25 protein-coding genes are annotated in these 24921 nt (G+C 63.1%); 8 read left to right on the top strand and 17 right to left on the bottom strand.

Features of this window, described 5'->3' with window-relative positions:
* Positions 1–52 precede the first annotated feature (52 nt).
* The 6 genes from CHU95_RS04855 to CHU95_RS22325 form a co-directional block, all read right to left on the bottom strand.
* Positions 53–1228 (bottom strand): acetyl-CoA C-acetyltransferase, encoded by a 1176-nt coding sequence (locus tag CHU95_RS04855; RefSeq protein ID WP_094454252.1) that lies wholly within the window; start codon positions 1226–1228, stop codon positions 53–55.
* Positions 1229–1354: 126 nt separating this feature from the next.
* Positions 1355–2875 carry a sensor histidine kinase gene (locus tag CHU95_RS04850; RefSeq protein ID WP_094454250.1) on the bottom strand — a complete coding sequence of 507 codons (1521 nt, stop codon included), beginning with the start codon at positions 2873–2875 and terminating at the stop codon, positions 1355–1357.
* A gap of 105 nt (positions 2876–2980) precedes the next feature.
* Positions 2981–4543, bottom strand: a complete 1563-nt coding sequence (locus tag CHU95_RS04845; protein ID WP_165772015.1) for a peptide ABC transporter substrate-binding protein — start codon at positions 4541–4543, stop codon at positions 2981–2983.
* A 199-nt stretch (positions 4544–4742) separates the two neighbouring features.
* A complete protein-coding gene (locus tag CHU95_RS04840; protein ID WP_094454246.1) occupies positions 4743–6674 on the bottom strand; it encodes an adenylate/guanylate cyclase domain-containing protein in 1932 nt (643 codons plus the stop codon).
* A 52-nt stretch (positions 6675–6726) separates the two neighbouring features.
* Positions 6727–8190, bottom strand: a complete 1464-nt coding sequence (locus CHU95_RS04835) for a M48 family metalloprotease (protein ID WP_165772014.1) — start codon at positions 8188–8190, stop codon at positions 6727–6729.
* Between the two features lie 101 nt (positions 8191–8291).
* Positions 8292–8741 carry a cyclic nucleotide-binding domain-containing protein gene (locus tag CHU95_RS22325; protein ID WP_165772013.1) on the bottom strand — a complete coding sequence of 150 codons (450 nt, stop codon included), beginning with the start codon at positions 8739–8741 and terminating at the stop codon, positions 8292–8294.
* Between the two features lie 97 nt (positions 8742–8838).
* Between CHU95_RS22325 and CHU95_RS04825 the strand changes: the two genes are divergently transcribed.
* Positions 8839–9255, top strand: a complete 417-nt coding sequence (locus tag CHU95_RS04825) for a hypothetical protein (RefSeq protein WP_165772012.1) — start codon at positions 8839–8841, stop codon at positions 9253–9255.
* 33 nt (positions 9256–9288) lie between these two features.
* Here the strand turns inward: CHU95_RS04825 and CHU95_RS04820 are convergent, their stop codons facing one another.
* The 7 genes from CHU95_RS04820 to CHU95_RS04790 form a co-directional block, all read right to left on the bottom strand.
* Positions 9289–10032, bottom strand: a complete 744-nt coding sequence (locus tag CHU95_RS04820) for an amino acid ABC transporter ATP-binding protein (RefSeq protein WP_094454238.1) — start codon at positions 10030–10032, stop codon at positions 9289–9291.
* Positions 10029–10322: a type II toxin-antitoxin system RelE/ParE family toxin gene (locus tag CHU95_RS04815; RefSeq protein WP_094454236.1), complete on the bottom strand. Its 294-nt coding sequence runs from the start codon at positions 10320–10322 to the stop codon at positions 10029–10031. The genes CHU95_RS04820 and CHU95_RS04815 overlap by 4 nt, the downstream gene beginning before the upstream one ends.
* Complete coding sequence (locus CHU95_RS04810; RefSeq protein WP_094454234.1) at positions 10309–10491, bottom strand: hypothetical protein; 183 nt, start codon at positions 10489–10491, stop codon at positions 10309–10311. Before CHU95_RS04810 ends, CHU95_RS04815 begins: the two co-directional genes overlap by 14 nt.
* Positions 10492–10534: 43 nt before the next feature.
* The gene (locus CHU95_RS04805) at positions 10535–11629 is read right to left on the bottom strand and encodes an amino acid ABC transporter permease (RefSeq protein ID WP_094454232.1); all 1095 of its coding nucleotides are present in this window, start codon (positions 11627–11629) and stop codon (positions 10535–10537) included.
* A 1-nt stretch (position 11630) separates the two neighbouring features.
* A complete protein-coding gene (locus CHU95_RS04800; protein WP_094454230.1) occupies positions 11631–12836 on the bottom strand; it encodes an amino acid ABC transporter permease in 1206 nt (401 codons plus the stop codon).
* Between the two features lie 24 nt (positions 12837–12860).
* Positions 12861–13886: an amino acid ABC transporter substrate-binding protein gene (locus CHU95_RS04795; protein WP_094454228.1), complete on the bottom strand. Its 1026-nt coding sequence runs from the start codon at positions 13884–13886 to the stop codon at positions 12861–12863.
* 153 nt (positions 13887–14039) lie between these two features.
* Positions 14040–14486, bottom strand: coding sequence for a MarR family winged helix-turn-helix transcriptional regulator (locus CHU95_RS04790; RefSeq protein WP_094454226.1), 447 nt, complete (start codon positions 14484–14486; stop codon positions 14040–14042).
* Positions 14487–14585: 99 nt separating this feature from the next.
* On the opposite strand from CHU95_RS04790, the gene CHU95_RS04785 reads away from it, so the two are divergent.
* Both CHU95_RS04785 and CHU95_RS04780 read left to right on the top strand, forming a co-directional pair.
* On the top strand, positions 14586–15728 hold the full coding sequence (locus CHU95_RS04785; protein ID WP_094454224.1) for a homogentisate 1,2-dioxygenase: 1143 nt from the start codon (positions 14586–14588) through the stop codon (positions 15726–15728).
* 42 nt (positions 15729–15770) lie between these two features.
* On the top strand, positions 15771–16784 hold the full coding sequence (locus CHU95_RS04780; protein WP_094454222.1) for a fumarylacetoacetate hydrolase family protein: 1014 nt from the start codon (positions 15771–15773) through the stop codon (positions 16782–16784).
* Here CHU95_RS04780 and CHU95_RS04775 read toward each other — a convergent pair.
* Positions 16781–17539, bottom strand: coding sequence for an SDR family oxidoreductase (locus CHU95_RS04775; RefSeq protein WP_165772010.1), 759 nt, complete (start codon positions 17537–17539; stop codon positions 16781–16783). The two genes, CHU95_RS04780 and CHU95_RS04775, sit on opposite strands and share 4 nt — an antisense overlap.
* Between CHU95_RS04775 and maiA the strand changes: the two genes are divergently transcribed.
* Positions 17502–18221 (top strand): maleylacetoacetate isomerase, encoded by a 720-nt coding sequence (gene maiA / locus CHU95_RS04770; protein ID WP_342744698.1) that lies wholly within the window; start codon positions 17502–17504, stop codon positions 18219–18221. The two genes, CHU95_RS04775 and maiA, sit on opposite strands and share 38 nt — an antisense overlap.
* A gap of 54 nt (positions 18222–18275) precedes the next feature.
* Here the strand turns inward: maiA and CHU95_RS04765 are convergent, their stop codons facing one another.
* Entirely contained in the window at positions 18276–19298 is a 1023-nt protein-coding gene (locus CHU95_RS04765; protein ID WP_094454218.1) for an NADP-dependent oxidoreductase, read from the bottom strand.
* Positions 19299–19492: 194 nt separating this feature from the next.
* On the opposite strand from CHU95_RS04765, the gene CHU95_RS04760 reads away from it, so the two are divergent.
* The 4 genes from CHU95_RS04760 (at position 19493) to CHU95_RS04745 (ending at position 22842) form a co-directional block, all read left to right on the top strand.
* A complete protein-coding gene (locus CHU95_RS04760) occupies positions 19493–20590 on the top strand; it encodes a GGDEF domain-containing protein (RefSeq protein ID WP_094454216.1) in 1098 nt (365 codons plus the stop codon).
* Positions 20591–20644: 54 nt separating this feature from the next.
* Positions 20645–21121: a ribonuclease E activity regulator RraA gene (gene rraA, locus CHU95_RS04755; protein WP_094454214.1), complete on the top strand. Its 477-nt coding sequence runs from the start codon at positions 20645–20647 to the stop codon at positions 21119–21121.
* A 51-nt stretch (positions 21122–21172) separates the two neighbouring features.
* Positions 21173–22162, top strand: a complete 990-nt coding sequence (locus CHU95_RS04750; protein ID WP_207762376.1) for a zinc-dependent alcohol dehydrogenase family protein — start codon at positions 21173–21175, stop codon at positions 22160–22162.
* Between the two features lie 188 nt (positions 22163–22350).
* Entirely contained in the window at positions 22351–22842 is a 492-nt protein-coding gene (locus CHU95_RS04745) for a hypothetical protein (RefSeq protein ID WP_094454212.1), read from the top strand.
* Positions 22843–22887: 45 nt separating this feature from the next.
* On the opposite strand, the gene CHU95_RS04740 is transcribed toward CHU95_RS04745, so the two are convergent.
* Both CHU95_RS04740 and CHU95_RS04735 read right to left on the bottom strand, forming a co-directional pair.
* Positions 22888–23889 (bottom strand): ABC transporter ATP-binding protein, encoded by a 1002-nt coding sequence (locus tag CHU95_RS04740; RefSeq protein ID WP_094454210.1) that lies wholly within the window; start codon positions 23887–23889, stop codon positions 22888–22890.
* Between the two features lie 18 nt (positions 23890–23907).
* Positions 23908–24918: an ABC transporter ATP-binding protein gene (locus CHU95_RS04735; protein WP_094454208.1), complete on the bottom strand. Its 1011-nt coding sequence runs from the start codon at positions 24916–24918 to the stop codon at positions 23908–23910.
* Positions 24919–24921 lie beyond the last annotated feature (3 nt).

Below are 24921 nucleotides of genomic sequence, written 5' to 3'. Positions count from 1 at the left end.
GAACCCTGAAAGCCAACGGGGGTGCTTTTGGCACCCCCGCTTGAACCTCATCTCAGTCGCGTTCGACGCACAGTGCCACGCCCATGCCGCCGCCGATGCAGAGGGTCGCCAGACCCTTCTTGGCATCCCGTCGGACCATCTCATGCAGCAGCGTCACCAGCACGCGGGCACCCGACGCGCCGATCGGATGGCCCAGGGCGATGGCGCCGCCATTGACATTGACCTTGGCCGTGTCGAAGCCCAGGTCGCGGTTGACAGCAATGGCCTGTGCCGCGAAAGCCTCGTTCGCTTCGATCAGGTCCAACTGGTCGATGGACCAGCCAGCCTTGCGCAGCGCCTCACGGCTGGCCGGGATGGGGCCGGTGCCCATGATGGTGGGATCGACGCCGGCGGTCGCCCATGACGCGATGCGGGCCAGCGGGGCGACACCACGCTTGGCAGCATTGTCGGCGCGCATCAGCACCAGGGCGGCGGCCCCGTCATTAATGCCCGACGCATTACCGGCGGTCACGCTGCCGGTCTTGGAGAAAGCGGGACGCAGCTTGGCCAGCGTGTCGATGGTGGTGCCATGCTTGGGATATTCGTCAGTATCGACGATCACGTCACCCTTGCGGCCCGCCACCGTCACGGCAGCGATTTCATCCTTGAACCGGCCTTCCTTCTGGGCGGCCTCGGCCTTGTTCTGGGAGGCGGCAGCGAAAGCGTCCTGCTCCTCGCGCGTGATGCCGTACTTGGCGGCGACATTCTCTGCCGTCTGACCCATATGGTAATTGTTGAAGGCGTCCCAGAGGCCGTCCTTGATCATGGTATCGACCATGGACGTATCGCCCATCTTGGTGCCGCCACGCATATACAGGGCGTGGGGCGACAGGCTCATGCTTTCCTGACCGCCGGCCACCACGATGTCGGTGTCGCCCAGCAACAGCGACTGATAACCCAGCGCCACCGCGCGCAGGCCGGAACCGCAGATCTGGTTGATGGCATAGGCCGTACGACCTGCCGGGATGCCAGCGGCAATGGCGGCCTGACGGACCGGGTTCTGGCCCAGGCCAGCCGTCAGCACATGGCCCAGCACGACCTCGTTCACTTCCGCCGCGTCGGTCTTGGCGCGTTCCAGGGCGGCACGGATGGCCACTTCGCCCAGCTTGTGTGCGGGCACCGACCCGAGCGCGCCATTAAAGGCGCCGATCGGGGTGCGGGCTGCACCGGCAATTACCACTTCGACCATGGTTCCTCTCCTCACACGTGCGGGGTCCGGATCCGGCCCCAGCTTGTCGCCATCACCGGGCAAGATTAGGCGTAAGGCACCTGCCGGCGCAAGCGACGGGTCCGCGACAGCCCTGCCACAACCGCATTATTGCACTGCAACATGATCGGTGGACAGTCGGCTATCCCTGGGTTCGGGCAGCCGTCCGGGGCTGATACAGGGAAAGGTCAGGGTGAACATAGCCCCGCCCTGGGGTGCGGCCCCGACCCGCACGGTGCCGCCCATCCGCACCGTGACAATATTGTACAGAAGATGCAGCCCCAGGCCGGACCCGCCCAGCCCACGACGGGTGGTGAAGAAGGGTTCAAAAATACGGGACCACAGTTCTCGCGGGATACCGCGTCCATCGTCGCTGTAGGTGAGTTCGATGATCTCGTCGTCCAGCCGGCTGGCAACCAGCCGCAACCTGCCGCCGCGTTTCCCATCCGGGTAGGCATGGACCACGGAATTGATCACAAGATTGGTCACCACCTGCGCCATTGCCCCAGGATATCCGTCAATCCTGATCCCATCGGGGATGAAGATTTCCGTCATATGTCCGGCATGGCGGATGCGCGGTGCCAGACTGACCAGCACTTCGTTCACATAAGATCGAAGGTCAAAGGGGCGGCGCGCATCCGAAGACTGATCCACAGCCACTTCCTTGAAGGACTCGATCAAATCTGCGGCCCGGGTCGCATTTTTCTCGATCAGGTTCGCCAGTTCGTCGACCACCTTCAGATATTCATCAAAGGACGAACGCCGCATTTTTCCTTGTTCTGCCAAGGCCATGATGGTGGCGGTTTCGGCACGCAATTGAGAGGCCCCCGTCACCGCCAGGCCAACCGGTGTGTTCACCTCATGCGCGACCCCCGCAACCATGGAGCCCAGACTGGCCATTTTCTCCTGCAAGACCATCTGGGCCTGCGCTTGCTGGAGTTCGACCAGTGCTTTCTCTGCGGCGGCCTGTGCCTCTTCGGCACGCCGGCGGCCCTCGATCGCCGCATCATGGGCCTCGGCAAGCATGCGTCGCGTCCTGGTGCGCGCCGATTGCGCGGACAGGTTCGCCAGCACCAGCATCAGCAGCGCTGTCAGCAAAATGGCGAATCGGCTATGGATGTCATGCGGGGCCGTGCCGGCGTAAATCTGCCAACCATAGGTGCCGCAGATCACCGCAAGGAAGCCGGCAGAGAAATAAAGAATAGACCGGTTGCCCCCGAAATTCCCCGTGGTCGAAAGTGTTATGAGAAACAACGGCAACAGGGGGGAAGCAATCCCATCCGTCTGATGCAGCAGAAAGGCAACCAGACTGAGGCCGGCTAGATTGTTGGCAACGGTGGTCTGGTGGAAACAGCCGAACAGGCGCACCAGAACCAGGTTACCGCCCACCAGGACCCCATATGCGGCCCAGGCCAGACTGCCCGGCGCTAACGGGCCGTATTTAATGGCCCAGACACTGTAAAGGACCAGAATACCGGCCAGGATCAGCAGCGTGACACGGATGAAGGCGCGGCCACGCAGCAGGGCCTTTTCATCAAATCCACGCTGGCGCATGGGTGCGGGAAGGAACAGGTCCGTCACCTTCCGCAAGGCCCTTGCCGGCCATAACCGCCAGCTATCCGCGCCCATGCGCACACCCTCCAACCGTCGGTTCTCTCCAGGGAAGGCTGGCGGAATTCAAACAAAACCTCAATGGCTTAAGTGGTGTGCGACCAGAATTTCATGCAACCAAGATTATTGCGGTGCAAGATGACGTACCGGGTGGCTGTCGCGCAAATTGTCGACCCAACCGCCCACCCGCGGCGATACAAGATGGCGGCTGGTGGCGAAGGTGACCGGCATGAGCGCCGCATCAGCCAGCACAATATCCTCGGCCCGTTGCAGCGCCTGGGCGAAATCATCGCGGCTGACGGCCCTGTCCGCCGTCTCCATCGCGGCATCAAAGGCGGGGTTCTGGTAGCCGTTGCCATTGCGCTGTTCTCGACTACGCATGATTTCCAGATATTTCTCAGGAAAAACCCAGAACCATTCACGCAACAGCAGGTCCGGGTAGGAACCGTCGCGCATACGGCTCAACACAACTTTGGATTCCTGATTTTCCAGAACCGTCCGCACCCCCAGGACTGACTGCCACCGCGCCGCGATGGCCACAGCGATCTGCTTATTTGCCTCCCGCGTGGCATAGAGCAGGTTGACAGTCAGGGGTCGCTCCGGGCCATACCCAGCCTCTTTGAACAAGGTGCGGGCCAGGGCATCACGTGCTTCCTGGCTCCAGCCTGCTTGCGGCGGGATCGCCGGAACATAGTCGGGCAGGCCCAGCGGCACAAAGGTAAAGGCTGGTTCCCCATCACGCAGGACACGCCGGGCGATCCCCTCCCGGTCGATGGCCAGCGACAAGGCCAGCCGCAATGCCCTGTTGGATTTCCAGGGTTCGTTGCGCATGTTGGGCGCGATGAAGTTGATCCCGGCGCGGGGCGCCAGATGCAGGTCATCGGGCAGGTTCTCCCGTACCCACTCGATCTGACCGGAAGGCACGGTTTCCGTGATGTCCAGTTCGCCGGCCCGGAACCGGCGCAGTTCTGCCTGACTATCCTCCGTCGTATAAAACCGCACGGTCTCATAGGCAACGCTGGCGGCACTATGGAAATGCGGATTGCGGGCCACCGTCACATGGGACTGCGGCACCTGTTCGATCAGCATGTAGGCGCCGTTGGACACCAGATTGCCAGCGCGGGCAAAGCCAACGCCGTGCTTTTCCAGGCTGGGCCGGTGAACAGGGTATGTCGCGCGGTGATAAAGATAATCGGTAAAGTTGGGCTTTGGCGCCTTCAGGCGGACCTGGAAAACATGGTCATCAAGGGCCGTTACACCGAGCCGATCCGGCGGCAGCTTGCCCGCTGCGATTTCTTCGGCATTCAGGACAGGATAGAGAAAATCGGCAAATAGCGGCCGGGTGGCCGGGTCTACTGCCCGGCGCCAGGACCATACAAAATCCGCCGCTGTCACTGGCGTGCCATCCGACCAGCGCCCATCGGCGCGCAGGGTGAAGGTATAGGTCAGGCCATCATCGCTGACACTCCACCGCTCGGCCGCCCCTGGCACCATGCGGCCTGCGGCATCGGGGGTCAGCAACCCCTCGAACAGGGCGGTCAGGATACGGCTGTCGCCGGCCCCTACCGCCCGATGCGGGTCAAGGCTTTCACTGTCTGGTCCGTTGCCCACGCGCAGGACCGTCCCCGCCGCTGCCGGCAAGACACAGAACAGGCAGATCAGCAAAGTCAGAAGGCGGCGCAACATCGTCAGCCCCTGGTCCATACGGCAAATCCGGCGGGCAGAGTGGACGTTATGGGACACGATGTCGAGTGTGCGGCAGCAGGTGCCTGCGTTCCCTGACGTTGCCGGCAGTTCCACATGCTTTCATGGCATGGAATGGCCGGGGCCGCGCGTCCATGCCGGCCCTATCCTGTGATCTGATCGGGATGGACGCGGCGCCGCCTCACACCAGCGGCGGTATCTCCAACCGCCAGACATCGACCAGCGACACCCGGCCGCGCAGGGAAAAGGCACCAATCGGCGTCAATGGCATATCCACGGTGCACGTCCCGGCAGACCGGACCGTGTCATCACTGACCAGCACCACATAACACTCGTCACCCATCATCTCTCCGCCCAAGGCCTCCAGTCGGGCGGCGGTGTTCACGGTGTCACCGACGATGGTGTAATTGATACGGGTGGCAGCGCCGATATTGCCAACAATGACCGGACCGGAATGCACCCCGACCCGGAGGCAGACCGGTGGAAGGCCCCGGCCACGGGCCTCCTCCGCCTCTTCCGCCACCACCTGGGCGATGGCATGGGCGGCGCGCAGGGCGCGGGCAGCATGGTCAGGTTGGTCATCAGGAGCGCCCCAGAACGCCATCACCGCATCGCCGATAAACTTGTCCACCGTCCCGCCTTCGGCCTCAATACAGGCAGCGATACGGGTAAAGTGCCGGTTCAGCCAGTCCGCTGTATCCTGCGGCGACATTTTCTCAGCCATGGCGGAGAAGCCTTTGATGTCGGTGAACAGCACCGTCACCTCCCGCTCCTCTGACGGGATTTCAGCCTGAACCCCGTCGCGGCGGATCAGCCGCAGCACAAGGGATTTCGGCACATAGGTTTCAAACCAACGCAAGCCGCTGACCATGGCATTGAATGCGGCGGCGGCATCGGCCACTTCCCGGAACCGGCTGTCGGGCAGACGTGGCACATTCTGGAAATCCAGGTCCCGCAGGGCGACGGCAGCACCCGACAACAGCCGGATACGGCTACTGATCATCTTGCCCAACGCCATAGCAACCAGGACCGATACGACCAGAATGCAGAACCCCACCACCAGCAGATGCTGGAACCGCTCGATCTCGCGGTCCATATCCTCCTCGCGCATCACCGCGACCAGGGTGAACGGATGTTCGCCATAATCGGAGATGGAGCGCAGCAGATAGAAGTAGGAGACCCCCCCGACCTCTGCCTGGCGAAACTGCACATCACTGCGCCGTTCATGGACGCGGGTATCGACCTTTTTGCCCTCGTTCCATTTGGCCAGTTTTGTGCCAACCCCATCCGGCCCGACGACCGACCAGATGGCCGCCGCAACCGGGTCCCCCACCTCCGCCAGGGTCGGCAACGGGGGGCGGCCCGTGACCTTGGAAAAATCGAACTTGCGTTCAGCCAGGGCGGGATGGGCCAGGACGTAATGGTCATCAAACAGGATAAAGGCAGAAATATCGGCGCCATCACCCTTGCCAGCATCCCGCAGAAAGCGTGACAGGCCGTTGAAACCCACGACCGAGGCAACAGCGCCCAGAAACTTCCCATCCTTACGCAAGGGGCCCTGCACCGGCATCACGGTCGTATCGATCTCGTCCGCCCAGATGGGATCGAGCCAGTGCGGCGACCCGGTGCGCAACACATCGTCCAGGATTTTCCCGGTATCGGCCGGCTTATCCATGGAGAGGGCTGATTCCGAACTGCCGATACGGGCTGCTCCCAGCAGGCGGCCATCCTCGGCCCTGATAATGCCGACACCCGCGACCTGTGGCGTTGACGCCAGCGCCCCGCGCGTCAACGTCTCGATCCGGTCGACATCTTCAATGGATACCTCACCCATGGCCAGCAGGTTGGTCAGGTAATCGACCTGGTTGCGCGCTGGGTCCAGTTGTGCCCGTACCCGCGCCTCCACCATGTTCATGGCCAGTTCGGCCTTGTCCGCCAGCAGGTTGTAGGTATTCCGACCCGAGGTCTGAACACCCAGCCAGAAAACGCTGGCCACCGCCACCAGCATCAGGCCACCAAAACCCAGGGTCAGGACAAGCATGATGGGCAAACGCCAGCGGCCTTTGCTGGCCGTGGTTTGTTCGCAAGCGGGCAGTGTGAGAAGGGTCTTCATGGACGGCGACCCTACAGGACAGCGGGGGTGGCCGGCAAGAACCGGCCCCCCGCTACCCCTCGATAATGGTCTTCACCCAGATGCCGGGGCGCGGCTCCGTGCCGGGCGGGATGTTGTTCAGAACGCGGAACCGTTCCTCCGCGTAATCCTTCAGCGGGAAGGCAGCAACGAAGTCTGACACCGTCTGTCCTGGCTTCACCTGCACCACTTTGATGCGATAGGGCTTCAGCCCGGCTCTCTCCGCAGCGGTCAAGCGGCGGAACCCCTGCTGTGTCGATGACAGGAAGACGGCATCCAGCCGCCCTGCCTGTTCCAGTGGCGCCGTCAGCAGGAAGCGATAATAACGACCGGCATTGCCGGCAATGGCAACCAGCCGCGCATGGACGGGACCCTGGGGGCCTGCCAGACGGGTCACGGCCGTAGCCGCCGGTATGCCATCGATGCTCAGGCTGCGCAGATCGGCCAAGGCTGTACCCTTGGCCCAGACATTGCCGATATAGTCCGCCGCACTGAAGGCGCCCTGCGCTTGAGCGTCACTAAACACGATCTGCGACCCGGACGGCCCGAGACCGAGAACCGCTTCGTTGCTGTTCAACAGACGGAACCCGTCCGGCACCTCGAAGCGGATGCCCAGCCCGGTATGGGCAAAGACCCGGCCCCGCACAAACCCATGGTCCGGGCTGTCGCCATAGATCATGCCGTTGATGGCCTGCATATACTCGTCCTGCCGGATCAGATAGGGCGCACCCGGTGTCATGGATGCTGCTGCCGCCGCCCGTTCGGCCCGGTCGCCCGTCGGCGGATGGGTCTGGAGATAGCTGAACTGGTCCGCTTTGCCGGGCTGCCCGGCCAGCAGCGCTTCCAACTGCGCGTGCCGCCCCATGGAAGCCAGGAAGCCTGCCATCTCCCGTGGGTCATATCCGGCCGCCGTCATGTAGCGGATGCCCAGATTGTCAGCTTGCAGTTCCTGCCCGCGGGAGAAGCTGGCCAACGCCGCCTGCGCACCCTGCTGCGCCAATTGTCCTGCCCCCTGGCCCAGAAGAATGCCGGCAAGCACCGCCCCACCCTGCGCCAATACGCCACGCCCGTAACGATCAGCGGCATGCCGGGCGGTGACATGGCCGATTTCATGCCCCACCACACCGGCTAGTTCCGCCTCGCTGTTGGCCAACGCCATCAGGCCCCGGCTGACATAGACATAGCCCCCCGGCAAGGCGAAGGCGTTGACAATGGGACTGTCCAGAACCGTGAAGGTGTATCGTGTACCAGGGATTTCCGTCTTGGCGGCAAGCTGCTGGCCCAACCGGTCGACATAGGCCTGCAGGTTCACATTTTCATACCGCCCGCCAAATTCTTTCAGCATCGCCGGATGCTGCTGGGCGCCAATGGCCGCTTCCTGTTCCGGTGGCATCAGGGCCGTCATCTGACGGTCGCCGGTGACCGGGTTGGTCGAACAGGCCGCCAGAAACAGCGGCAGCACCAGAGGCAGCAGCATCTTGTGGGCGTGACGGGCCATGGGGGTCCCCCTCCCTTGCAACAATGGTAGCTGCTTTATGCCAAAGCCGGCCCAGGCAGCGGAAGTCATCCGGTCGGGATAGGCAGTGTGGACCGGGTTGTTTAGGCGCGGGCGCGGCTCAGCTCGACCGTCATGAACTCCAGACGTCGGGCCACATCGCGCAGCATGGGCAGCGCGATCCGGGGAAATTCCTCGATCAACCGGAAGAATGCATCCCGGCCAATGCGCAAGGTCGCGACATCCCCCACCGCAAAGGCCGTGGCCATGCGCGGTCGGTCACACAGGATGGACACTTCCCCGATGATACCACTGCCGGCGAACGTACCCAGGTCGATCAGTCCGGTCGGGGTGTCGATGATCATATCGACTCGGCCCTCCAGGATCACATAGGCGGCGTCGGACGGTTCATCCTGGCGGAACAGCGCCTCGCCATCCTTGAAGCAGGCCGTTTCGCTGGTGAAGGCCAGTAATTTTAATTGCGCCGTCTCAACATCCTTGAAAAGAGGCAGACGCCGCAGCGCCTCGACCTGCGCGGTCAGGTTGGCGACCATGATACCCTCCCTGCGGCGCCGATTTTGTGTCGGTGGCACCTTGTTGTCATAGTGGTGACGCAAGCGCCCCTCGCTGTCCAGCCCTCCACCGGTCCTGATGCCGCCTCCCCAATATCCGCACAGCATTCTATTCCGCGCACAACCCCTGCAGGCCGAACAGCAGGCGGCGCGCCTGCACGCGGCTGGTCGCTTGGCAGCAGAGGGGGAAAGGGTGTTGCTGGCCTGGGGCGGGCTGGCGCCGGCAACCATTCCGGACGGGGTGACCCTGTGGCTATTGCCTGTGGCGTGGGCGCGGGCGGAAAGCCCCGGCCTGATCTTGAACGCACAAGGGCAGCCGGTGGATCATGCCTGGAAGAAGCGGCGCGCCGCGGCCTTACTGGGCTTGTTTGCCAAGATGGCGCCGCACTTGATTGTGCTCGACATGGCGGCGCCCGGCTTTCGGTTTGAGCTGGAGCCCCTCACGGCAATCGCTCGGCGCCGGTCGCCGGCGCCGACCATAGAAACCATGACCTGACCAAAGGGCGTCCGCGCGGATCGGCAAACAGGGTTAGTGGCTCAAGACCTGACCCAGGAAGGCGCGGGTGCGGTCATTCTGCGGGGCGTCGAAAAACTGGTCCGGCGGGGCCACTTCCACGATCTCGCCCTTGTCCATGAAGACCACACGGTCGGCCATGCGGCGGGCAAAACCCATTTCGTGGGTGACAACCAGCATGGTCATGCCGGAGGCGGCCAGATCGCTCATCACATCCAGCACTTCCTTGACCATTTCCGGGTCGAGGGCGCTGGTCGGCTCATCGAACAGCATGATGGACGGGTCCATGCACAGCGCGCGGGCAATGGCCACACGCTGCTGCTGTCCGCCCGACAACTGGCCCGGATATTTCAGCGCCTGTTCTGGAATGCGCACCCGCTCCAGCAGCAGGCGGGCCTTCGCCTCCGCCTCGGCGCGCGGCTGCTTTTTTACCCACATGGGGGCCAGGATGCAGTTCTCCAGCACCGTCAGGTGCGGGAACAGGTTAAACTGCTGAAACACCATGCCGACATCGCGGCGGATGCTCTCCACATGGCGCACGTCATCATCCAGCGGCACGCCCTTCACGATAATGTCGCCGGCCTGATGTTCTTCCAGCCGGTTGATGCAGCGGATGGTGGTGGATTTGCCGGACCCGGACGGCCCGCAGATCACAATCCGCTCCCCCTTGGCAACCGACAGGTTGACGTCACGCAGCACATGGAAAGCGCCGTACCACTTATTGACGCCGCGCAGTTCGATGATGGCTTCGGTGGTCATTCAGAAAACTCCGTGTCGATATCGCGCGCGGCGTGGAGAATACGGTCGATGATGATCCCGGTAGGGACAGCGTGATAAATCAGTAGATAGGAATCGACAGGCAAGACACGGGCGTCATCGCTTAGTTCCAGCCGCCTGCGCCCCAATCCAGGAAAGGCGGCACAACGGGTTGCCGCCTGATGGATACGGGACAGCATCCGGTCGGCAGCAAGAGGACGGTCAGCCGCAATATGACACCAGATGTCCAGTGCATCCTCCTCTGCGAGGGCACTAAACTCATAACTCGCCATTAAGCCGCCTTCTTGCCTTGGCCAGCATCTCGTCAAGCGGAATGTGACCGACGGAGCCACTATCGCGCCCTGCCTGGATGTCACTGCGCAAGGCTTCCAGCTTTTCCTGCCTGCGACGGGCCGCCTCGTCACGCTCCATGTCTTTCAGCTTTTCAGCAGGCTGGGTCATTACGGCTCTCCCTGGCCAAAGGCAAACATCGGCATACAGCCTATCACCGCCGCCTCCCCTGCCCAAGGATGGTCTCCAGATACCGGCTGTAGCGGGACAGGGCGTAGCAGAACAGGACATAGATGACGCCCACGAACAGGTAGGCTTCCTTGTAGAAGCCGCGCCAGGCCGGATCGGTCAGGGCGGACTTGGCGGTGGACAGCAGGTCCAGAAGGCCGATGACAATCACCAGACTGGTATCCTTGAAGCTGGCGATGAAGGAATTAACCAGCGGCGGGATTACCAGGGACAGGGCCTGAGGCAGGATAATCAGACGCTGGCGCTGCCAATAGCCCAAGCCCAAGGCCTTGGCTGCCTCCACCTGTCCCTTGGGGATCGCCTGCAGGCCGGCGCGCACCACCTCCGCCACATAGGCGGCAGAGAACAGGCAGATCCCGATCAGGGCGCGCAGCACCTTGTCGATGGACACGCCCGCCGGCAGGAACAGCGGCAGCATGACCGACGCCATGAACAGGATGGAGATCAGCGGTACACCGCGCACCAGTTCAATATAGACCACCGACAGCCCACGCATGACGGGCAGGTCAGAGGTCCGGCCCAGCGCCAGCAGCACGCCCAGGGGGAAACTGGCCATCAACCCGACGATGGACAGGGCCAGTGTCAGCGGCAAACCGCCCCACAATTCTGTTGGCACATAATCCAGGCCCAGCACACCGCCGAACATCATCAGCGCCGAAAAGCCAATGCCCAAGGTCCAGATATAAAGCAGCGGCCTGCCCCAAAGGCGGCGATCCGCCGACAGGACCAGCGTACCGATCATCGACAGGATGGCCAGCGTCGGGCGCCAATGCTGATCATCGGGGAAGGTCCCGAACAGGATGAAACGCCACTTCTCCGCCAGGAACGCCCAGCAGGCGCCGCCGGCCTCCCGGCAGTCCGCCGCATCGCCGGTCCAACTGGCCTTGATCAGGGCCCACTCCACGATACCGGGAACGGCGCGGATCAGCAGCCAGACAATCAGCAGCGTCAGCAGCGTATTGTACCAGGTGGAAAACAGGTTGGCCCGCGCCCAGGCCAGTGGCCCCCGGTGGGGGCGGATGGGGGCGACGCGATCCTGGGTGGTTTCGGTCACGCTCATCTTACCGCTCCACCAGCGCCACACGGCTATTGTACCAGTTCATCAGGAAGGACAGGCTGAGGCTGATGACCAGATAGGCCGCCATGATCGCCAGCACCCCTTCCACCGCCTGCCCCGTCTGGTTGATGGTGGTGTTGGCGATGGACACAAAGTCGGGATAGCCGATCGCCACGGCCAGTGAACTGTTCTTGGTCAGATTCAGATATTGACTGGTGGTGGGCGGGATGATGACACGCAGCGCCTGCGGCAGGACCACCAGCCGCAGCAACTGCCCCCGTGTGAGCCCCAGCGCCGTCGCCGCCTCTGTCTGGCCCTTGGGTACAGCCAGGATACCCGACCGCACAATCTCGCCAATGAAGGCGGCAGTGTAGATGACCAAGCCGAACAGCAGGGCCGCGAATTCCGGCGACAGGGTCATGCCACCGCGGAAGTTGAAGCCCTGCAACACCGGCATGTCGATGGCCCCGCCCCCACTGGCCAGGAGGACCAGCAGCGGCAGGCCGATGATGAGACCCAACCCGATGGGCAGCATGGACAAGCGCTGGCCTGTCGCGGCCTGCCGCTTGGCGTTCCAGGCGGCGACGATCAGTGTCAAGATGACACCCAGCCCGAAAAAGGCCGCCACCCAGGCCCAGATCGGGTCATCGGCAGGGGCGGGCAGTTTCAGCCCGCGATTGGACAAGAACACGCCCGGCAACGGCGACAACGCCTGTCGCGGACCCGGCAGCCCTTCCGTCAGCAGCCCATACCACAGGAAAAGCTGCAAGAGCAGGGGGATGTTGCGGACCGTCTCCACGTAGAAGGCGGCGATCCGGGCGACCAGCCAGTTGGACGACAAGCGCGCCACGCCGAGGATCACCCCCAGAACGGTGGCCAGCAGGATACCCACCCCTGACACTTTCAACGTGTTCAGGATACCGACCAGAAAGGCCGTGGCATAATTGTCCTGAGGCCCGAACTCGACCAGGGTCTCTCCGATCTGGAACCCTGCCTCCCGGTCCAGAAAGCCGAAGCCCGACGCGATGGACAGCCGCGCTAGATTGTCCATCGTGTTGCCGACCAGATACCAGGCGACCAGCGCGACAACCAGGGCCACACCAAGCTGTGCCAGGACGGCCCGCACAACGGGATTATTGATGGACAGATGAAAGGCCGCTGCCCCCGGTGGGGGGGCGGCCTTGGTCACGGTTGCGTTGCTGTCGCGCATCGGAGTCAGGTTCCGGGCGTCAGGTCAGCGGATCGGCGGCGCATACATCAGCCCGCCATTGGTCCACAGCGCGTTCAGGCCGCGATCCAGTTTCAACGGGGTCTTCTTGCCGATATTTCGCTCGAAAATCTCGCCATAATTGCCCACGGCCTTGATGGCGCGATAGGCCCAGGCCTTGTCCAGACCCAGCCCCACACCGAGGTCGCCCTGCACACCCAGCAGGCGCTGCACCGATGGGTCTGTATCCTTCAGCTTGGCATCGACATTGGCCTGGGTGATCCCCTTCTCCTCCGCCTCAATCAGGGCGTAGATCGTCCAACTCACGATGTCGCGCCATTGATTGTCACCATGGCGGACCACGGGGGCCAGCGGCTCCTTCGACATCACTTCCGGCAGGATGATGAAATCATCGGGTTTGGTCGCAACCGAGGCGCGAACACCAGCCAAACCGGAAATGTCCGTGGTCAGCACATCGCAGCGACCAGCGAAGAAAGCGGCATTGACCTCGTCCAGCGCTTCGATCACCACCGGCTTGAAGGTCAGGTTGTGGGCGCGGAACCAGTCAGCGAGGTTCAGTTCCGTGGTGGTGCCCGGCTGTACGCAGATCGTGGCGCCATCCAGTTGTTTGGCGGACGTCACACCCAGGCTTTTCGGGACCATCAGCCCCTGGCCGTCATAGTAGACGACGGGTGCGAAATCCAACCCCTGCGCATCGCGGGTCAGCGACCAGGTGGTGTTGCGGACCAGCAGATCGATCTCACCCGATTGCAGTGCCGTCAGACGCTGCTGCGCCGACAGCGGGGTGTACCGGATCTTGCTAGTGTCGTTCAGGATGACGGCCGCAACAGCCTTGCAGATATCCACATCCAGGCCCGTCCATTTGCCCTGGCTGTCGGGGCTGGAAAAACCCGGAAGACCGGTATTCACGCCGCAGGTCAACTGTCCCTTGCTTTTGACCGCATCCAGGGTCGGGCCGGCCAGGGCCGGTGCGGCGGTGAAGGCAAGATACGCGGCGGCCAGGGCGACCGCACCCCCAAGGCGAAGGCTCATCGTCTTTCGTTCCCCTGTCTTACGGGAGCGGGATGTCCGTCCGCCGCCCCCTTTCATGTCAGGCAGTTAAGCATTCAATGCTGCACTGAAACAACCCCGTAGCGGGGACAATCGCGACAATTCTCGCTATTGCCGCAAGGATAGGCAGCTTGACTATAAAACGTCGCGCGCCAACTGCTCCAACTGGCCTTCCAGCTTTGCCGACAGGGCCTTGAACTGGGCCAGCTCGACCTCGTCCAGGCAGTTCAGCCAGCGCTCCTGCCACTCCAATGCGAGCGGGGCGATTCTCTCGTACAGCGCCCGGCCCTTGGGCGTGAAGGACAGGCGCAGCAGGCGCTGATCCGATGGGTGGGTATCACGCGACAGCAGCCCCGCTTCCACCAACGCGGTGACGGCCCGGCTGACCTTGGCCTTATCCATGGCCGAGCGGTCCACAATGTCGTTGGATGACAGCGGCTGCTCGCGACCCAGAATCGCCATCACGCGCCATTCCGGGATGGAAATGCCAAACTGCGCCTCATACCGGCGCGCCAGCTCGCGGCTCACGCGCTTGGCCAGGACGTTCAGGCGATAAGGCAGGAAATCATCAAGGTCGAGCATGTCGCAAGGGTGGCCTGCCGAAAGCGGACTTGCAAGCCCCTCATTGATCCCGCATATTCGTTTCATGTGAAACGATACGATTTGTAGCGGGAGATCAGCATGCGCCGATACATTTCCTTCCCCCGGATTGAGGGCACATCCTCGCGCCAGGCCCATGCCGACCTGCCGTCGGGCACCTATGAACGCGAACTGGGCCGTGAAGGTTTCTTCGGGCCCGCCACGCACATGTATCACCGCAACGCCCCTACCGGCTGGACCAGTTGGGAAGGTCCCTTGCGCCCGCGCGCCTTCGACCTGAACCAGTTGGTGGAAGGCATGTCGGCGGGTCCTTGGGGGGCGAAGGAGGTGCTGTTCAATGCCCATTGCCGCATGCGCATGTGGCGCTGTGACACGCCGATGGACCATCTGGCCCGCAATGGCGATGGCGACGATCTGATCTTCGTGCATGAGGGCGCGGGGGAGCTTTTCTGCGACTATGGTCACCTGACCATCACGGCGGGCGACTATGTCGTCCTGCCGCGCGGCACCATGTGGCGCCTGTCCCCCACCAAGCCGGTGACGGCCTTGCTGATCGAAGCGACGGGATCGATCTACCAGCTACCGGACCGCGGCCTGGTCGGTCCGCATGCCGTATTCGACCCCGCCATCCTGGACACACCCAGGATCAACGCGGCATTTCTGGACCAACAGGCGGATCACGGCCCCGGCGGGTTCTGGCGCGTGTTGGTGAAGCGGCGCGGCGCCATCAGCACCGTCACCTATCCGTTCAACCCGCTGGATGCCGTGGGCTGGAAGGGTGATCTGGCCCCGGTGCGCCTGAATGTGAAGGATGTGCGGCCGCTGATGAGCCACCGCTACCATCTGCCGCCCAGCGCCCACACCACCTTCGTCGCCAACCGCTTTGTGATCTGCACCTTTGCCCCCCGCCCGTTTGAAACGGATGAGGGTGCCATCAAAATCCCGTTCTTCCATAATAACGATGATTATGACGAGGTGCTGTTCTATCACGCTGGCGACTTCTTCAGCCGCGATAACATCAAGGCCGGCATGATGACCTTCCACCCGTCGGGCTTCACCCATGGGCCGCATCCCAAGGCGCTGGGCAAGATGCTGGTGCAGACCAAGCCGGCCACGGATGAATATGCCGTCATGGTCGATACCCGTGACGCGCTGGAGGTGGCGGACCTGCCCAACGGCGTGGAAAACCCCGTCTATGCCGATAGCTGGCGCGTGAAGCCGTAACCGCCTGCCAACACACGGATTTCCGTCCTGGAGTGTTCCCCCATGAAACTCGCTTCCCTGCAACAAGGCCGTGATGGCCGGTTGGTTGTCGTGTCGGATGACCTGTCGCGCTGTGTGCCTGTGCCGGATATCGCGCTGACCTTACAACAGGCGCTGGACCATTGGGACAGCGTGGCCCCCGCCCTGACCGCGGTTGCGGCCAAGCTGAACGCCAGTGAGATCGAGGGCCAGCCGTTTGACGAGGCCGACTGTGCCAGCCCCCTGCCACGCGCCTATCAATGGGCGGATGGGTCGGCCTATGTGAACCATGTCGAGCTGGTGCGGAAGGCCCGCAATGCCGAGATGCCGCCCAGCTTCTGGACCGATCCCCTGATGTACCAGGGCGGGTCCGACAGTTTTCTGTCGCCCCATGACCCGATCCTCATGGCGGACGAAGCCTATGGCATTGATCTGGAGGGCGAGGTTGCCGTCATCACCGGCGATGTGCCCATGGGGGTGACCCCGGACCAGGCCAGGGCCCATATCCGCTTGGTCATGCTGGTCAATGACGTATCGTTGCGCGGCCTGATCCCGAACGAGCTGGCCAAGGGTTTCGGCTTCTTCCAGTCCAAGCCCAGCAGCGCCTTCAGCCCCCTGGCCGTGACGCCCGACAGTCTGGGCGATGCCTGGGATGGCGGCAAGCTGCACTTGGCCCTGCTGTCCGCCATCAATGGGCAGCCTTTCGGCAAACCCAATGCCGGCATCGACATGACCTTCGACTTCCCCACCCTGATTGCGCATGCGGCCAAGACGCGGCCTCTCTCGGCGGGCACCATCATCGGCTCGGGCACCGTGTCCAACAAGGACCCTGATGGCGGTCCGGGCCGGCCTGTCGCGGAAGGTGGGTTGGGCTATAGCTGCATCGCCGAAATCCGCACCATCGAGACCATCCGCGACGGCAAGCCCAGCACCCCCTTCCTGCGCTTCGGCGACCGCGTACGGATCGAGATGAAGGACAAGGATGGGCGGTCCGTGTTCGGTGCCATCGATCAGCAGGTGGTAAAGTACGAGGCCTAAAGTCCCCGCAAGCCCCCGCTGGCCCGGATCACTTCACCGGTGATCCAGGCCGCGTCGGGACCGGCCAGCCAGGCGACAATTGCGGCAATGTCCTCGGGCTCGCCAATGCGGCCCAGCGCGGTGCGTTTGGTGATCTCCCCTTCCCGCGACCGGTCACCGGCCTTGAACCGGTCGGTGGCCGTCACGCCGGGGGCGACCGTGTTGATAGTGATGCCCAGCGGCCCCAACTCCTGCGCCAGGACACCGGTCATGGCATGCACGGCACCTTTGGAGGCGGCATAAACGGAACGGAGGCCCACGGGCATGTCGGTGATGACGCTGCCGATATTGATGATCCGCCCACCGGGCCGCATGGCCCGTGCCGCCTCGCGTGCCATCAGCAAGGGCGTGGCGGCGTTGACGGCCAGCACCTGGGCCAGTTCCAAGGCATTGATCTCCGCGATCGGCCCAAACCGGCCTGTGCCTGCATTGTTGACCAGGATGTGCGGCACGCCCAGCGATGCCGACACGGCAGCGAACAGGGCCACGGCCCCACCCCGGTCCGACAGGTCGGCCAGGTCCGCCTGGAAGGCCTGCGCCCGCACCCCATATTCGCGGCCACAGCGTTCGGCCAGATCTTCGGCCGATTGCCGGTGGGACCCGTAATGGACCGCCACATCTGCCCCGTGACGGGCCAGCCGTTCGGCAATGGCCGCACCGATGCCGCGGGAGGCGCCGGTGACCAATGCTATCCTGCCTTCCAACGGACGGGCCATCGCCCCCTCCATGCCTTCACAATCCCTGGCCGGTGATACCACGAAGATGCAGCTTCACACCTATTTCCGATCCTCCGCCGCTTATCGCGTCCGCATCGCCCTGGCGCTGAAAGGCATCGCCTGGGACCCGGCCTATGTTCATCTGCTGAAGGATGGCGGGCAGCAGAAGGCGGCCGCCTACCGCGCCGTCAACCCGCAGGGTTTGGTGCCAACATTGGTGGATGGCGACGCGGTGATCCCGCAATCGCTGGCCATCCTGGAATATCTGGAAGAACGGTACCCGATGCCTGCCCTGCTGCCCGCCGATCCGGCGGCGCGCGCCAGGGCGCGGTCCATGGCGCTGGCGATTGTCGCGGACCTGCATCCTCTGAACAATCTGCGTGTCCTGACTTATCTGCGCGGCCCTCTGGGTCAGGGGGAGGAGGCCGTGAAGGCCTGGATCGCGCATTGGACGACGGAGGGGTTCGCGGCCCTGGAACAGATGGTGGAAGGGCCGGATTTCTGCATCGGCGGTGCCGTCAGCGTCGCCGATCTGTGCCTGGTGCCGCAGATGTTTAACGCACGGCGATTCGGGGTTGACCTGACCCCCTATCCGAAGCTGGTGGCCATCGACGCCCATTGCCAGACGCTGGCCGCGTTTCAAAGCGCGGCACCGGGACAGCAGGGGGATGCGGAAGGATAAAGGCCCCCCACCGATGGATCGGAAGGGGGCTGTTGTTTCGGCCCAGCCGGTGCCTTACCGCACCGGCTCGTCCGACACTTTCACGGCCAACTTGCCGGTATTGCCACCTGTAAACAGCTTGTCGAAGCTGGTCAGGGTGTTCTCCAGACCCTGGTCCAGTTCCACCTTCCACTTGATCTGGCCGGCGGCCAGCCAGGGACCCATCTCAGCATACATTTCCGCCATGCGGGGGGCGTAGTCCAGCACGAGGAACCCCTCCATCCGCGCCCGGCGGCTGACCAGGACGGACAGGTTGCGGGGGCCCGGCCCCGGCTCGGTTGAGTTATACTGGCTAATGGCGCCGCAGAAGGGAATGCGGCCCCTGGTGTTCAGCAGGCTCAGCGCCACCTCGGTGATCTCGCCGCCGACATTCTCGAAATAGATGTCGATGCCGTCCGGTACGGCGTTCTTCAACGCCTTCTGCCAGCCCTTTTCCTTATAGTTGACGGCGGCGTCATAACCCAGTTCACCCGTCAGCCAATTGCACTTATCGGCGGACCCGGCAATACCGACAGCCCGGCAACCTTTCAGTTTGGCGATCTGCCCGACCAGCGAGCCGACGGCCCCGGCGGCAGCAGACACAACAACCGTCTCTCCGGCCTTGGGCTTGCCAATATCCAGCAGGCCGAAATAGGCGGTGGCCCCCGTCATGCCCAGCGGGCCCATATAGGCCAGCAACGGCAGGCCCGGAATGTTTGGTACGCGGCTGAAGGACGCGCCATCGGCCACAGTGTAGTCAGCCCAGCCGCCCATGCCCGTCACGATGTCACCAACCTTGAACTTGGCATGGTTGGACTGATCCACCACACCCAGTACCAGACCGCGCATCGTGGTGTTCAGCGGGACCGCCGGCAGGTAGCTGTCATATTGCATCCAGACGGCGTTGGTCGGGTCCAGCGACAGATAGACGGTCCGCACCCGGATCTGGCCCTCACCCGCATCGGGCGCCGGCGCCTCACGCAGGGACAGGACCTCGCTGAAATTCCCGCCCTTGGGACGGTCCAGCAGCAGCCAGTGACGGTTGATCGCGGTGGACATGAATGTTTCCCCTGAAATTTTATCGGATGGTTGGCCGACAGCATCGTTCAAACGCTTGTTCGACTCAAGTGCGTTTTCGTCCGACCGTTCGATAATTCTCCCCCGATGGTGGGTTGTTATCCCCCGCTCCTTGGCGCAACATTCTGCGACCCTGGAAACAATGATCAGCCCGCGCAGACGGGCCGGGCGGGCGGATGGCTTTTCTTTTACCGACCTTTGATGCCGCCGCAGAACAGCGTTTCGATGTCTGGCGCGCCGCCCGCCTTAATGACGCCTTGGCCGCGCCGGTGGCTACCGGCGCTGTGTCCCTCTTCAGCTTCCTGTTATGGGACTGGCTGCTCGATCCTTCACAGTTCCTGGCCTGTCTGATGATCCGCACCATCGGAACCTTCATCATGCTGGGCTGCGCCTGGACATTTCGGTACCGGCGTCTGACGCCCCGGGGTCTCCAGGCGGTGGGGATGATGGCCGTTTCGGCGGGAACCGTCACCATCGCCCTTACGCAGTTTCTTTTGCAGGATGGTTTCCTTTACGGTCCGGCCGGGCTGGCGCTGTTTCCCACTGTGTCAGCGGTGGTGGTGACACGCGCCCGGCAGGCACCGTTGGTCAACCTGCCGGGCCTCATCCTGGTTCTGGTCCTGTTGTGGGTGCAGGGTATTGATGGTTTCACCCGCTTTAATGTCATCATGTTTGTCGGAACCGGCATTTTTGCTTCCTTCATCCTGGCGTTGGCCCTGGAACATGCCGCCCGGTACAGTTTCCAGCTTGAACTGCAGCTGGAGGAACAAGCCCATATCGACCCGCTGACCGGCATTGCCAACCGACGCCGACTGGAACAGGAAGCCCTGGCCGAGGTGGAACGTGCCCGGCGTTTCAACCGGCCATTGTCGCTGGCAGTTCTCGATCTGGATCATTTCAAAAGCATCAATGACCGGCACGGCCACCCGTTCGGCGATAAGGTGCTGCGTGCGCTGGCCGATATCGGGCGGACCAGCCTGCGTCAGACAGACCTGTTCGCGCGGTTCGGCGGCGAAGAATTTGTTGTGCTGATGCCTGAAACAACAGCCGAGACGGCGGCACAGATTGCCGACAGGCTCCGCACCAAATTATCGTCCACGATGGTAACGGAGGGGGATGTATCGGTCGCCGTGACGGTCAGCGTGGGCGTCGCGACCTTCGGGTCAGGGACGGCAACCATGGAAGCCCTGATGGCCGAGGCCGACCGCGCGCTCTATGCCGCCAAGGATCAGGGGCGTGACCGTGTGGTGATCGGTCGCGGGGGCCTGGGTTAAGGACCTGTCTGGCTGTAGGCTGAATATTCACTGACCCAACCGGAGGATCGAACGATGGATTTCGCTACCGCCGATCTGGTCGATGCCCATGAAACCGTCATCGCCAGTTGCTCGACACAGTTCCGCAATCTGGGGGGGCAATCCCGCTTTGCCGGCCCCATCCGCACCGTCCGCTGTCACCGCGACAACGCGCTGTTGAAATCAATCCTGTCGACGCCGGGGGAAGGCGCCGTGCTGGTGGTGGATGGCGGCGGGTCGCTGGCATCGGCCCTGGTCGGCGATGTCATCGCCGGGCTGGCAGTCAAGAATGGCTGGGCCGGGATCATCGTGCATGGCGTGATCCGCGACAGCGTCGCCATATCCGCCCTGCCCCTTGGCCTGAAGGCTCTGGGCACCAATCCCCTGAAAAGTGCCAAGACCGGGGCGGGCGAGGCCGATATCACCGTTCATTTTGGTGACTGTACCTTCACCCCGGGCCAGTGGGTCTATAGTGACGAGGATGGCGTGGTGGTACTGCCCCACCGGATGTGATCGGGACAAGGATGGGCCACAGGGTGATGGCCAAATGATCAGACGGAGAGAATGATGAAGGCGGTGCTTCTGACGGGTTTTGGCGGTGTGGAGAAACTGGAACTGGCCACGGTGCCGACGCCTGTCGCCGGTCCCGGCCAGGTGCTGGTAAAAATCCACGCCGCCAGCGTCAACCCCGTGGATACCAAGATCCGCCGCAATGGCCCGGCAATCGCCCCTGACCTTCCAGCCATCCTGGGATGTGATATGGCCGGTACCGTGGAAGCCCTGGGGGATGGGGTAACAGGCTTCAGCCTGGGGCAGGCCGTTTATGGCTGCGTCGGCGGGGTCAAAGGCTTGCCCGGCACCTATGCCGACTATGTTGCGGCCGATGCGCGGCTGCTGGCGCCGGCGCCGGCGGGCTTGTCCCTGCACGATGCTGCTGCCCTGCCCCTGGTCACCCTTACCGCCTGGGAGGCACTGGTGGACCGGGCACGGGTACGGCCGGGGGAAAAGGTGCTGATCCATGGCGGCGCTGGCGGTGTCGGACATATCGCCATTCAGATCGCCAAGATGCAGGGCGCCCACGTCACCACCACCGTCTCTTCCGATGAAAAGGCCGATCTGGCCCGTTCCTTTGGCGCCGATGAGGTGGTGAACTACAAAACCGAGTCGGTTGAGGCTTATGTGGCACGTCTGACGGCGGGCCGCGGTTTCGATATTGTCCTGGACACGACCGGCGGCAGCGACATTGCCACCAGTTTTGCTGCCGCCCGTCTGAACGGGCAGGTGGTCACCATTGTAGCGGGCTATACCGCCGACCTGTCACCTATGCATGGCAAAGGGCTGAGCCTGCATGTGGTCTTCATGCTGCTTCCGATGCTCTACGATCATGGTTTTGCCATCGACCGTGCGCACCAGGGCCGGGTGCTGGCCGACCTGTCTGGCCGGCTCCGCCCCCTGGTCGATCCGACCCACTATACCCTGGCGGATGTTGCCGTCGCTCACACGCGGCTGGAAACCGGCAAGGCTGCGGGCAAGTTGGTGATTGATGTGGTGTGAGGCATTGTGTCCGACACAAACCCCTTACGGGTGCATTGAAACATTGCCTACGATCCGCCATTTTTGTGCGTGAACATTGTTTCGGCGGCGAAGGCTTCGGCTTTCGTTGGCGTGTAAGAATGCAGGGGCGGTGCGGCCGGCGGCACGCGATGGATGCCGGTGCAGAAAAGTGTCAAGGAGCGTCGGTCATGAAATTCACGTCCAAAACGACCATCCGGGGCCTGATCGCTGCCGGTGCGCTGTTGGGGCTTTCCGCCTGCGCCAATCCGCAGGCCGATCAGGCAGCCTATGCGCAGACGGCCTTTATCGGCATGCCAAAGCAGTTCCTGTTGACCTGCGCCGGTGTGCCGACGCGCAGCGCCACCGTCGATAATGTCGATTACTACACCTACACGTCTGAACGCTTGGTCACGACACCGGGAATCGGGCCGCGCTTTGGCGTCGGCTTTGGTCATTACCGTCCGTGGTCGCCCTGGTATGGATGGGGTGTTGGGTTCGATGATTTTCCTGAAACGGAAACCCGCGACTGTCAGGCCACTTTCACGCTGAAGGACGGTGTGGTCCAGCGCATTGTCTATAACAGCGCCACCGACGGACAGGCGGCCCGCCTGGGGCAGTGCTATCGCATCGTCGAAAACTGTCTGGCCATGGTGCCGCAGCAGCCGGGACAGCCGAAGTAAGCGTTCAACAAAAGGGCGGGGATCAACCCCGCCCTTTTTTGTGCATCACACCAGCTTCTTCTCCGGCGGCCCCCAATGGTGGCAGGCGACGCGGTGACCCGGTGCCTTCTCCTCCAGGACGGGCACATCGCTGGCGCAGATGTCCGTGGCCTTGGGGCAGCGGGTGCGGAAGACACAGCCCGATGGCGGCTTCATCGGGCTGGGCAGATCGCCGCCCAGAACGATGCGTTCCTTGTTCTTCTCGATATCCGGGTCCGGCACCGGCACGGCGGAGATCAGCGCCTGGGTATAGGGGTGCAGCGGCGCGGCATAGATGGCGTCGCGGGTTGCGATCTCCATCACTTTGCCCAGATACAGCACCATGACCCGGTGGCTGACATGGCGGACCACCGACAGGTCATGACTGATGAACAGCAGCGACAGGCCCATTTCCTGTTGCAGGTCCATCAGCAGATTGACGATCTGCGCCTGGATCGACACATCCAGCGCCGAAACAGGTTCGTCACAGACCACCATCTTGGGCTTCAAGATCATGGCGCGGGCGATGCCGATGCGCTGACACTGCCCACCGGAGAATTCGTGCGGGTAGCGATTGATCATCTGCGGCAGCAGCCCGACCTTGGCCATCATGTCGCGGACCAGCGCTTTGCGCTCGTCCTTCGACAATTTGGGACGGTAGACGGTCAGCGGCTCGGCAATAATGTCACCCACCGTCATGCGGGGGTTCAAGGATGCCAGCGGGTCCTGGAAGACGATCTGCATCTCCTCCCGCTTCTGGCGCACCACCTCGGCGCCGACACCCGTCAGTTCCGAACCCATGAACAGAACCTGGCCGTCCGTGGGCTTGATCAGTTGCAGGATGGCCCGGCCCAGGGTGGATTTGCCGCAGCCGCTTTCCCCGACGATCCCCAGCGTCTCGCCTTCGTTCAGGGTGAAGGAGACACCGTCCACGGCCTTCAGCGGCGTATACTTGCCGATCAGCAGACCACCGGTGCGGATGGGAAAATGGACCTTCAGGTCCGACACACGGAGCAGTTCCTTGGACATGGCATCAACTCCGCATGATCAGGCGACAACCAGCGACGGAGCCGCCGGGTCGGTAACAGGGTTCTGAAGGCTGACCAGATGGCAGGCCTTGGTGTGGCCGGGACCGACCTCGCGCAGCAGCGGCAGTTCCGTGGCGCAGCGGTCATGCACGAAGTCACAACGTTCCTGGAAAGGACAGGCTTTGGGCAGGCGCTGCAGGTTCGGCGGCTGGCCGGGAATGGCGTAGAGCTTTTCCGACCGCTCCTCCGTCAGGCGCGGCATGGAGGAAAGCAGGCCAGCGGCGTACGGGTGCGCCGGCTCATAGAAAATATCCCGAACCGTGCCGGTCTCCATGAACCGGCCGCCATACATGACCTGCACCTTGTCGCACAGCCCGGCCACGGTCCCCAGATCATGGGTGATCAGGACGATGGCGGCCTTGGTCACGCGCTTCAGATCGGCCATCAGGTCCAGGATCTGCGCCTGTACGGTCACGTCCAGCGCCGTTGTCGGCTCATCCGCGATCAGCAGTTCCGGCTCACACAGCAGCGCCATGGCGATCATGATGCGCTGGCGCATGCCGCCCGACAGTTCGTGCGGGTACTGGGCCAGACGGCGGGCCGCCTCCGGAATACGCACCAGGTTCAGCATGTCCAGCGCGCGCTTGACAGCTTGGGCCTCCGACATGCCCTTGTGCTGCACCAGCACCTCGGTCATCTGGCGACCGATGCGCAGATGCGGGGTCAGGCCGGTCATGCTGTCCTGAAAGATCATGGCGATCTTGTCGCCCCGGATCTTGTTCAGTTCCTTGACCGGCATGCCGACCAGTTCGGTGCCCCGGTACTTGGCCGATCCTAGGGTGCGGCCATTCCGGGCCAGCAGGCCCATAACCGACATGAAAAGCTGGCTCTTGCCCGATCCGCTTTCCCCGACGATGCCGACGCATTCGCCCTCATTCACGTCGAAACTGACGCCGTTGACGGCACTGACCTCGCCATCGGGTGTGGCGAAACGGACCGACAGGTCGCGGACTTCCAATACTGCGGTCATCTT

It is taken from the genome of Niveispirillum lacus, assembly GCF_002251795.1.
In the GTDB taxonomy this organism is placed as follows: domain Bacteria; phylum Pseudomonadota; class Alphaproteobacteria; order Azospirillales; family Azospirillaceae; genus Niveispirillum; species Niveispirillum lacus.
This window is presented reverse-complemented; position numbering and strand designations above follow the sequence as displayed.

Excerpts from the sequence above, each read along its gene's own strand:
- CHU95_RS04760 (WP_094454216.1), top strand. The coding sequence starts at position 19,493 with ATGGCTTTTCTTTTACCGACCTTTGATGCCGCCGCAGAACAGCGTTTC.
- CHU95_RS04735 (WP_094454208.1), bottom strand. The coding sequence starts at position 24,918 with ATGACCGCAGTATTGGAAGTCCGCGACCTGTCGGTCCGTTTCGCCACA.
- CHU95_RS04790 (WP_094454226.1), bottom strand. The coding sequence starts at position 14,486 with ATGCTCGACCTTGATGATTTCCTGCCTTATCGCCTGAACGTCCTGGCC.
- CHU95_RS04835 (WP_165772014.1), bottom strand. The coding sequence starts at position 8,190 with ATGGCCCGTCACGCCCACAAGATGCTGCTGCCTCTGGTGCTGCCGCTG.
- rraA (WP_094454214.1), top strand. The coding sequence starts at position 20,645 with ATGGATTTCGCTACCGCCGATCTGGTCGATGCCCATGAAACCGTCATC.
- CHU95_RS04815 (WP_094454236.1), bottom strand. The coding sequence starts at position 10,322 with ATGGCGAGTTATGAGTTTAGTGCCCTCGCAGAGGAGGATGCACTGGAC.
- CHU95_RS04745 (WP_094454212.1), top strand. The coding sequence starts at position 22,351 with ATGAAATTCACGTCCAAAACGACCATCCGGGGCCTGATCGCTGCCGGT.
- CHU95_RS04765 (WP_094454218.1), bottom strand. The coding sequence starts at position 19,298 with ATGTCCACCGCGATCAACCGTCACTGGCTGCTGCTGGACCGTCCCAAG.
- CHU95_RS04850 (WP_094454250.1), bottom strand. The coding sequence starts at position 2,875 with ATGGGCGCGGATAGCTGGCGGTTATGGCCGGCAAGGGCCTTGCGGAAG.
- CHU95_RS04795 (WP_094454228.1), bottom strand. The coding sequence starts at position 13,886 with ATGAGCCTTCGCCTTGGGGGTGCGGTCGCCCTGGCCGCCGCGTATCTT.
- CHU95_RS04780 (WP_094454222.1), top strand. The coding sequence starts at position 15,771 with ATGAAACTCGCTTCCCTGCAACAAGGCCGTGATGGCCGGTTGGTTGTC.
- CHU95_RS04825 (WP_165772012.1), top strand. The coding sequence starts at position 8,839 with ATGCCGCCTCCCCAATATCCGCACAGCATTCTATTCCGCGCACAACCC.
- CHU95_RS22325 (WP_165772013.1), bottom strand. The coding sequence starts at position 8,741 with ATGGTCGCCAACCTGACCGCGCAGGTCGAGGCGCTGCGGCGTCTGCCT.
- CHU95_RS04840 (WP_094454246.1), bottom strand. The coding sequence starts at position 6,674 with ATGAAGACCCTTCTCACACTGCCCGCTTGCGAACAAACCACGGCCAGC.
- CHU95_RS04785 (WP_094454224.1), top strand. The coding sequence starts at position 14,586 with ATGCGCCGATACATTTCCTTCCCCCGGATTGAGGGCACATCCTCGCGC.
- CHU95_RS04750 (WP_207762376.1), top strand. The coding sequence starts at position 21,173 with ATGATGAAGGCGGTGCTTCTGACGGGTTTTGGCGGTGTGGAGAAACTG.
- CHU95_RS04740 (WP_094454210.1), bottom strand. The coding sequence starts at position 23,889 with ATGTCCAAGGAACTGCTCCGTGTGTCGGACCTGAAGGTCCATTTTCCC.
- CHU95_RS04810 (WP_094454234.1), bottom strand. The coding sequence starts at position 10,491 with ATGACCCAGCCTGCTGAAAAGCTGAAAGACATGGAGCGTGACGAGGCG.
- CHU95_RS04855 (WP_094454252.1), bottom strand. The coding sequence starts at position 1,228 with ATGGTCGAAGTGGTAATTGCCGGTGCAGCCCGCACCCCGATCGGCGCC.
- CHU95_RS04820 (WP_094454238.1), bottom strand. The coding sequence starts at position 10,032 with ATGACCACCGAAGCCATCATCGAACTGCGCGGCGTCAATAAGTGGTAC.
- CHU95_RS04800 (WP_094454230.1), bottom strand. The coding sequence starts at position 12,836 with ATGCGCGACAGCAACGCAACCGTGACCAAGGCCGCCCCCCCACCGGGG.
- CHU95_RS04845 (WP_165772015.1), bottom strand. The coding sequence starts at position 4,543 with ATGTTGCGCCGCCTTCTGACTTTGCTGATCTGCCTGTTCTGTGTCTTG.
- CHU95_RS04775 (WP_165772010.1), bottom strand. The coding sequence starts at position 17,539 with ATGGCCCGTCCGTTGGAAGGCAGGATAGCATTGGTCACCGGCGCCTCC.
- CHU95_RS04805 (WP_094454232.1), bottom strand. The coding sequence starts at position 11,629 with ATGAGCGTGACCGAAACCACCCAGGATCGCGTCGCCCCCATCCGCCCC.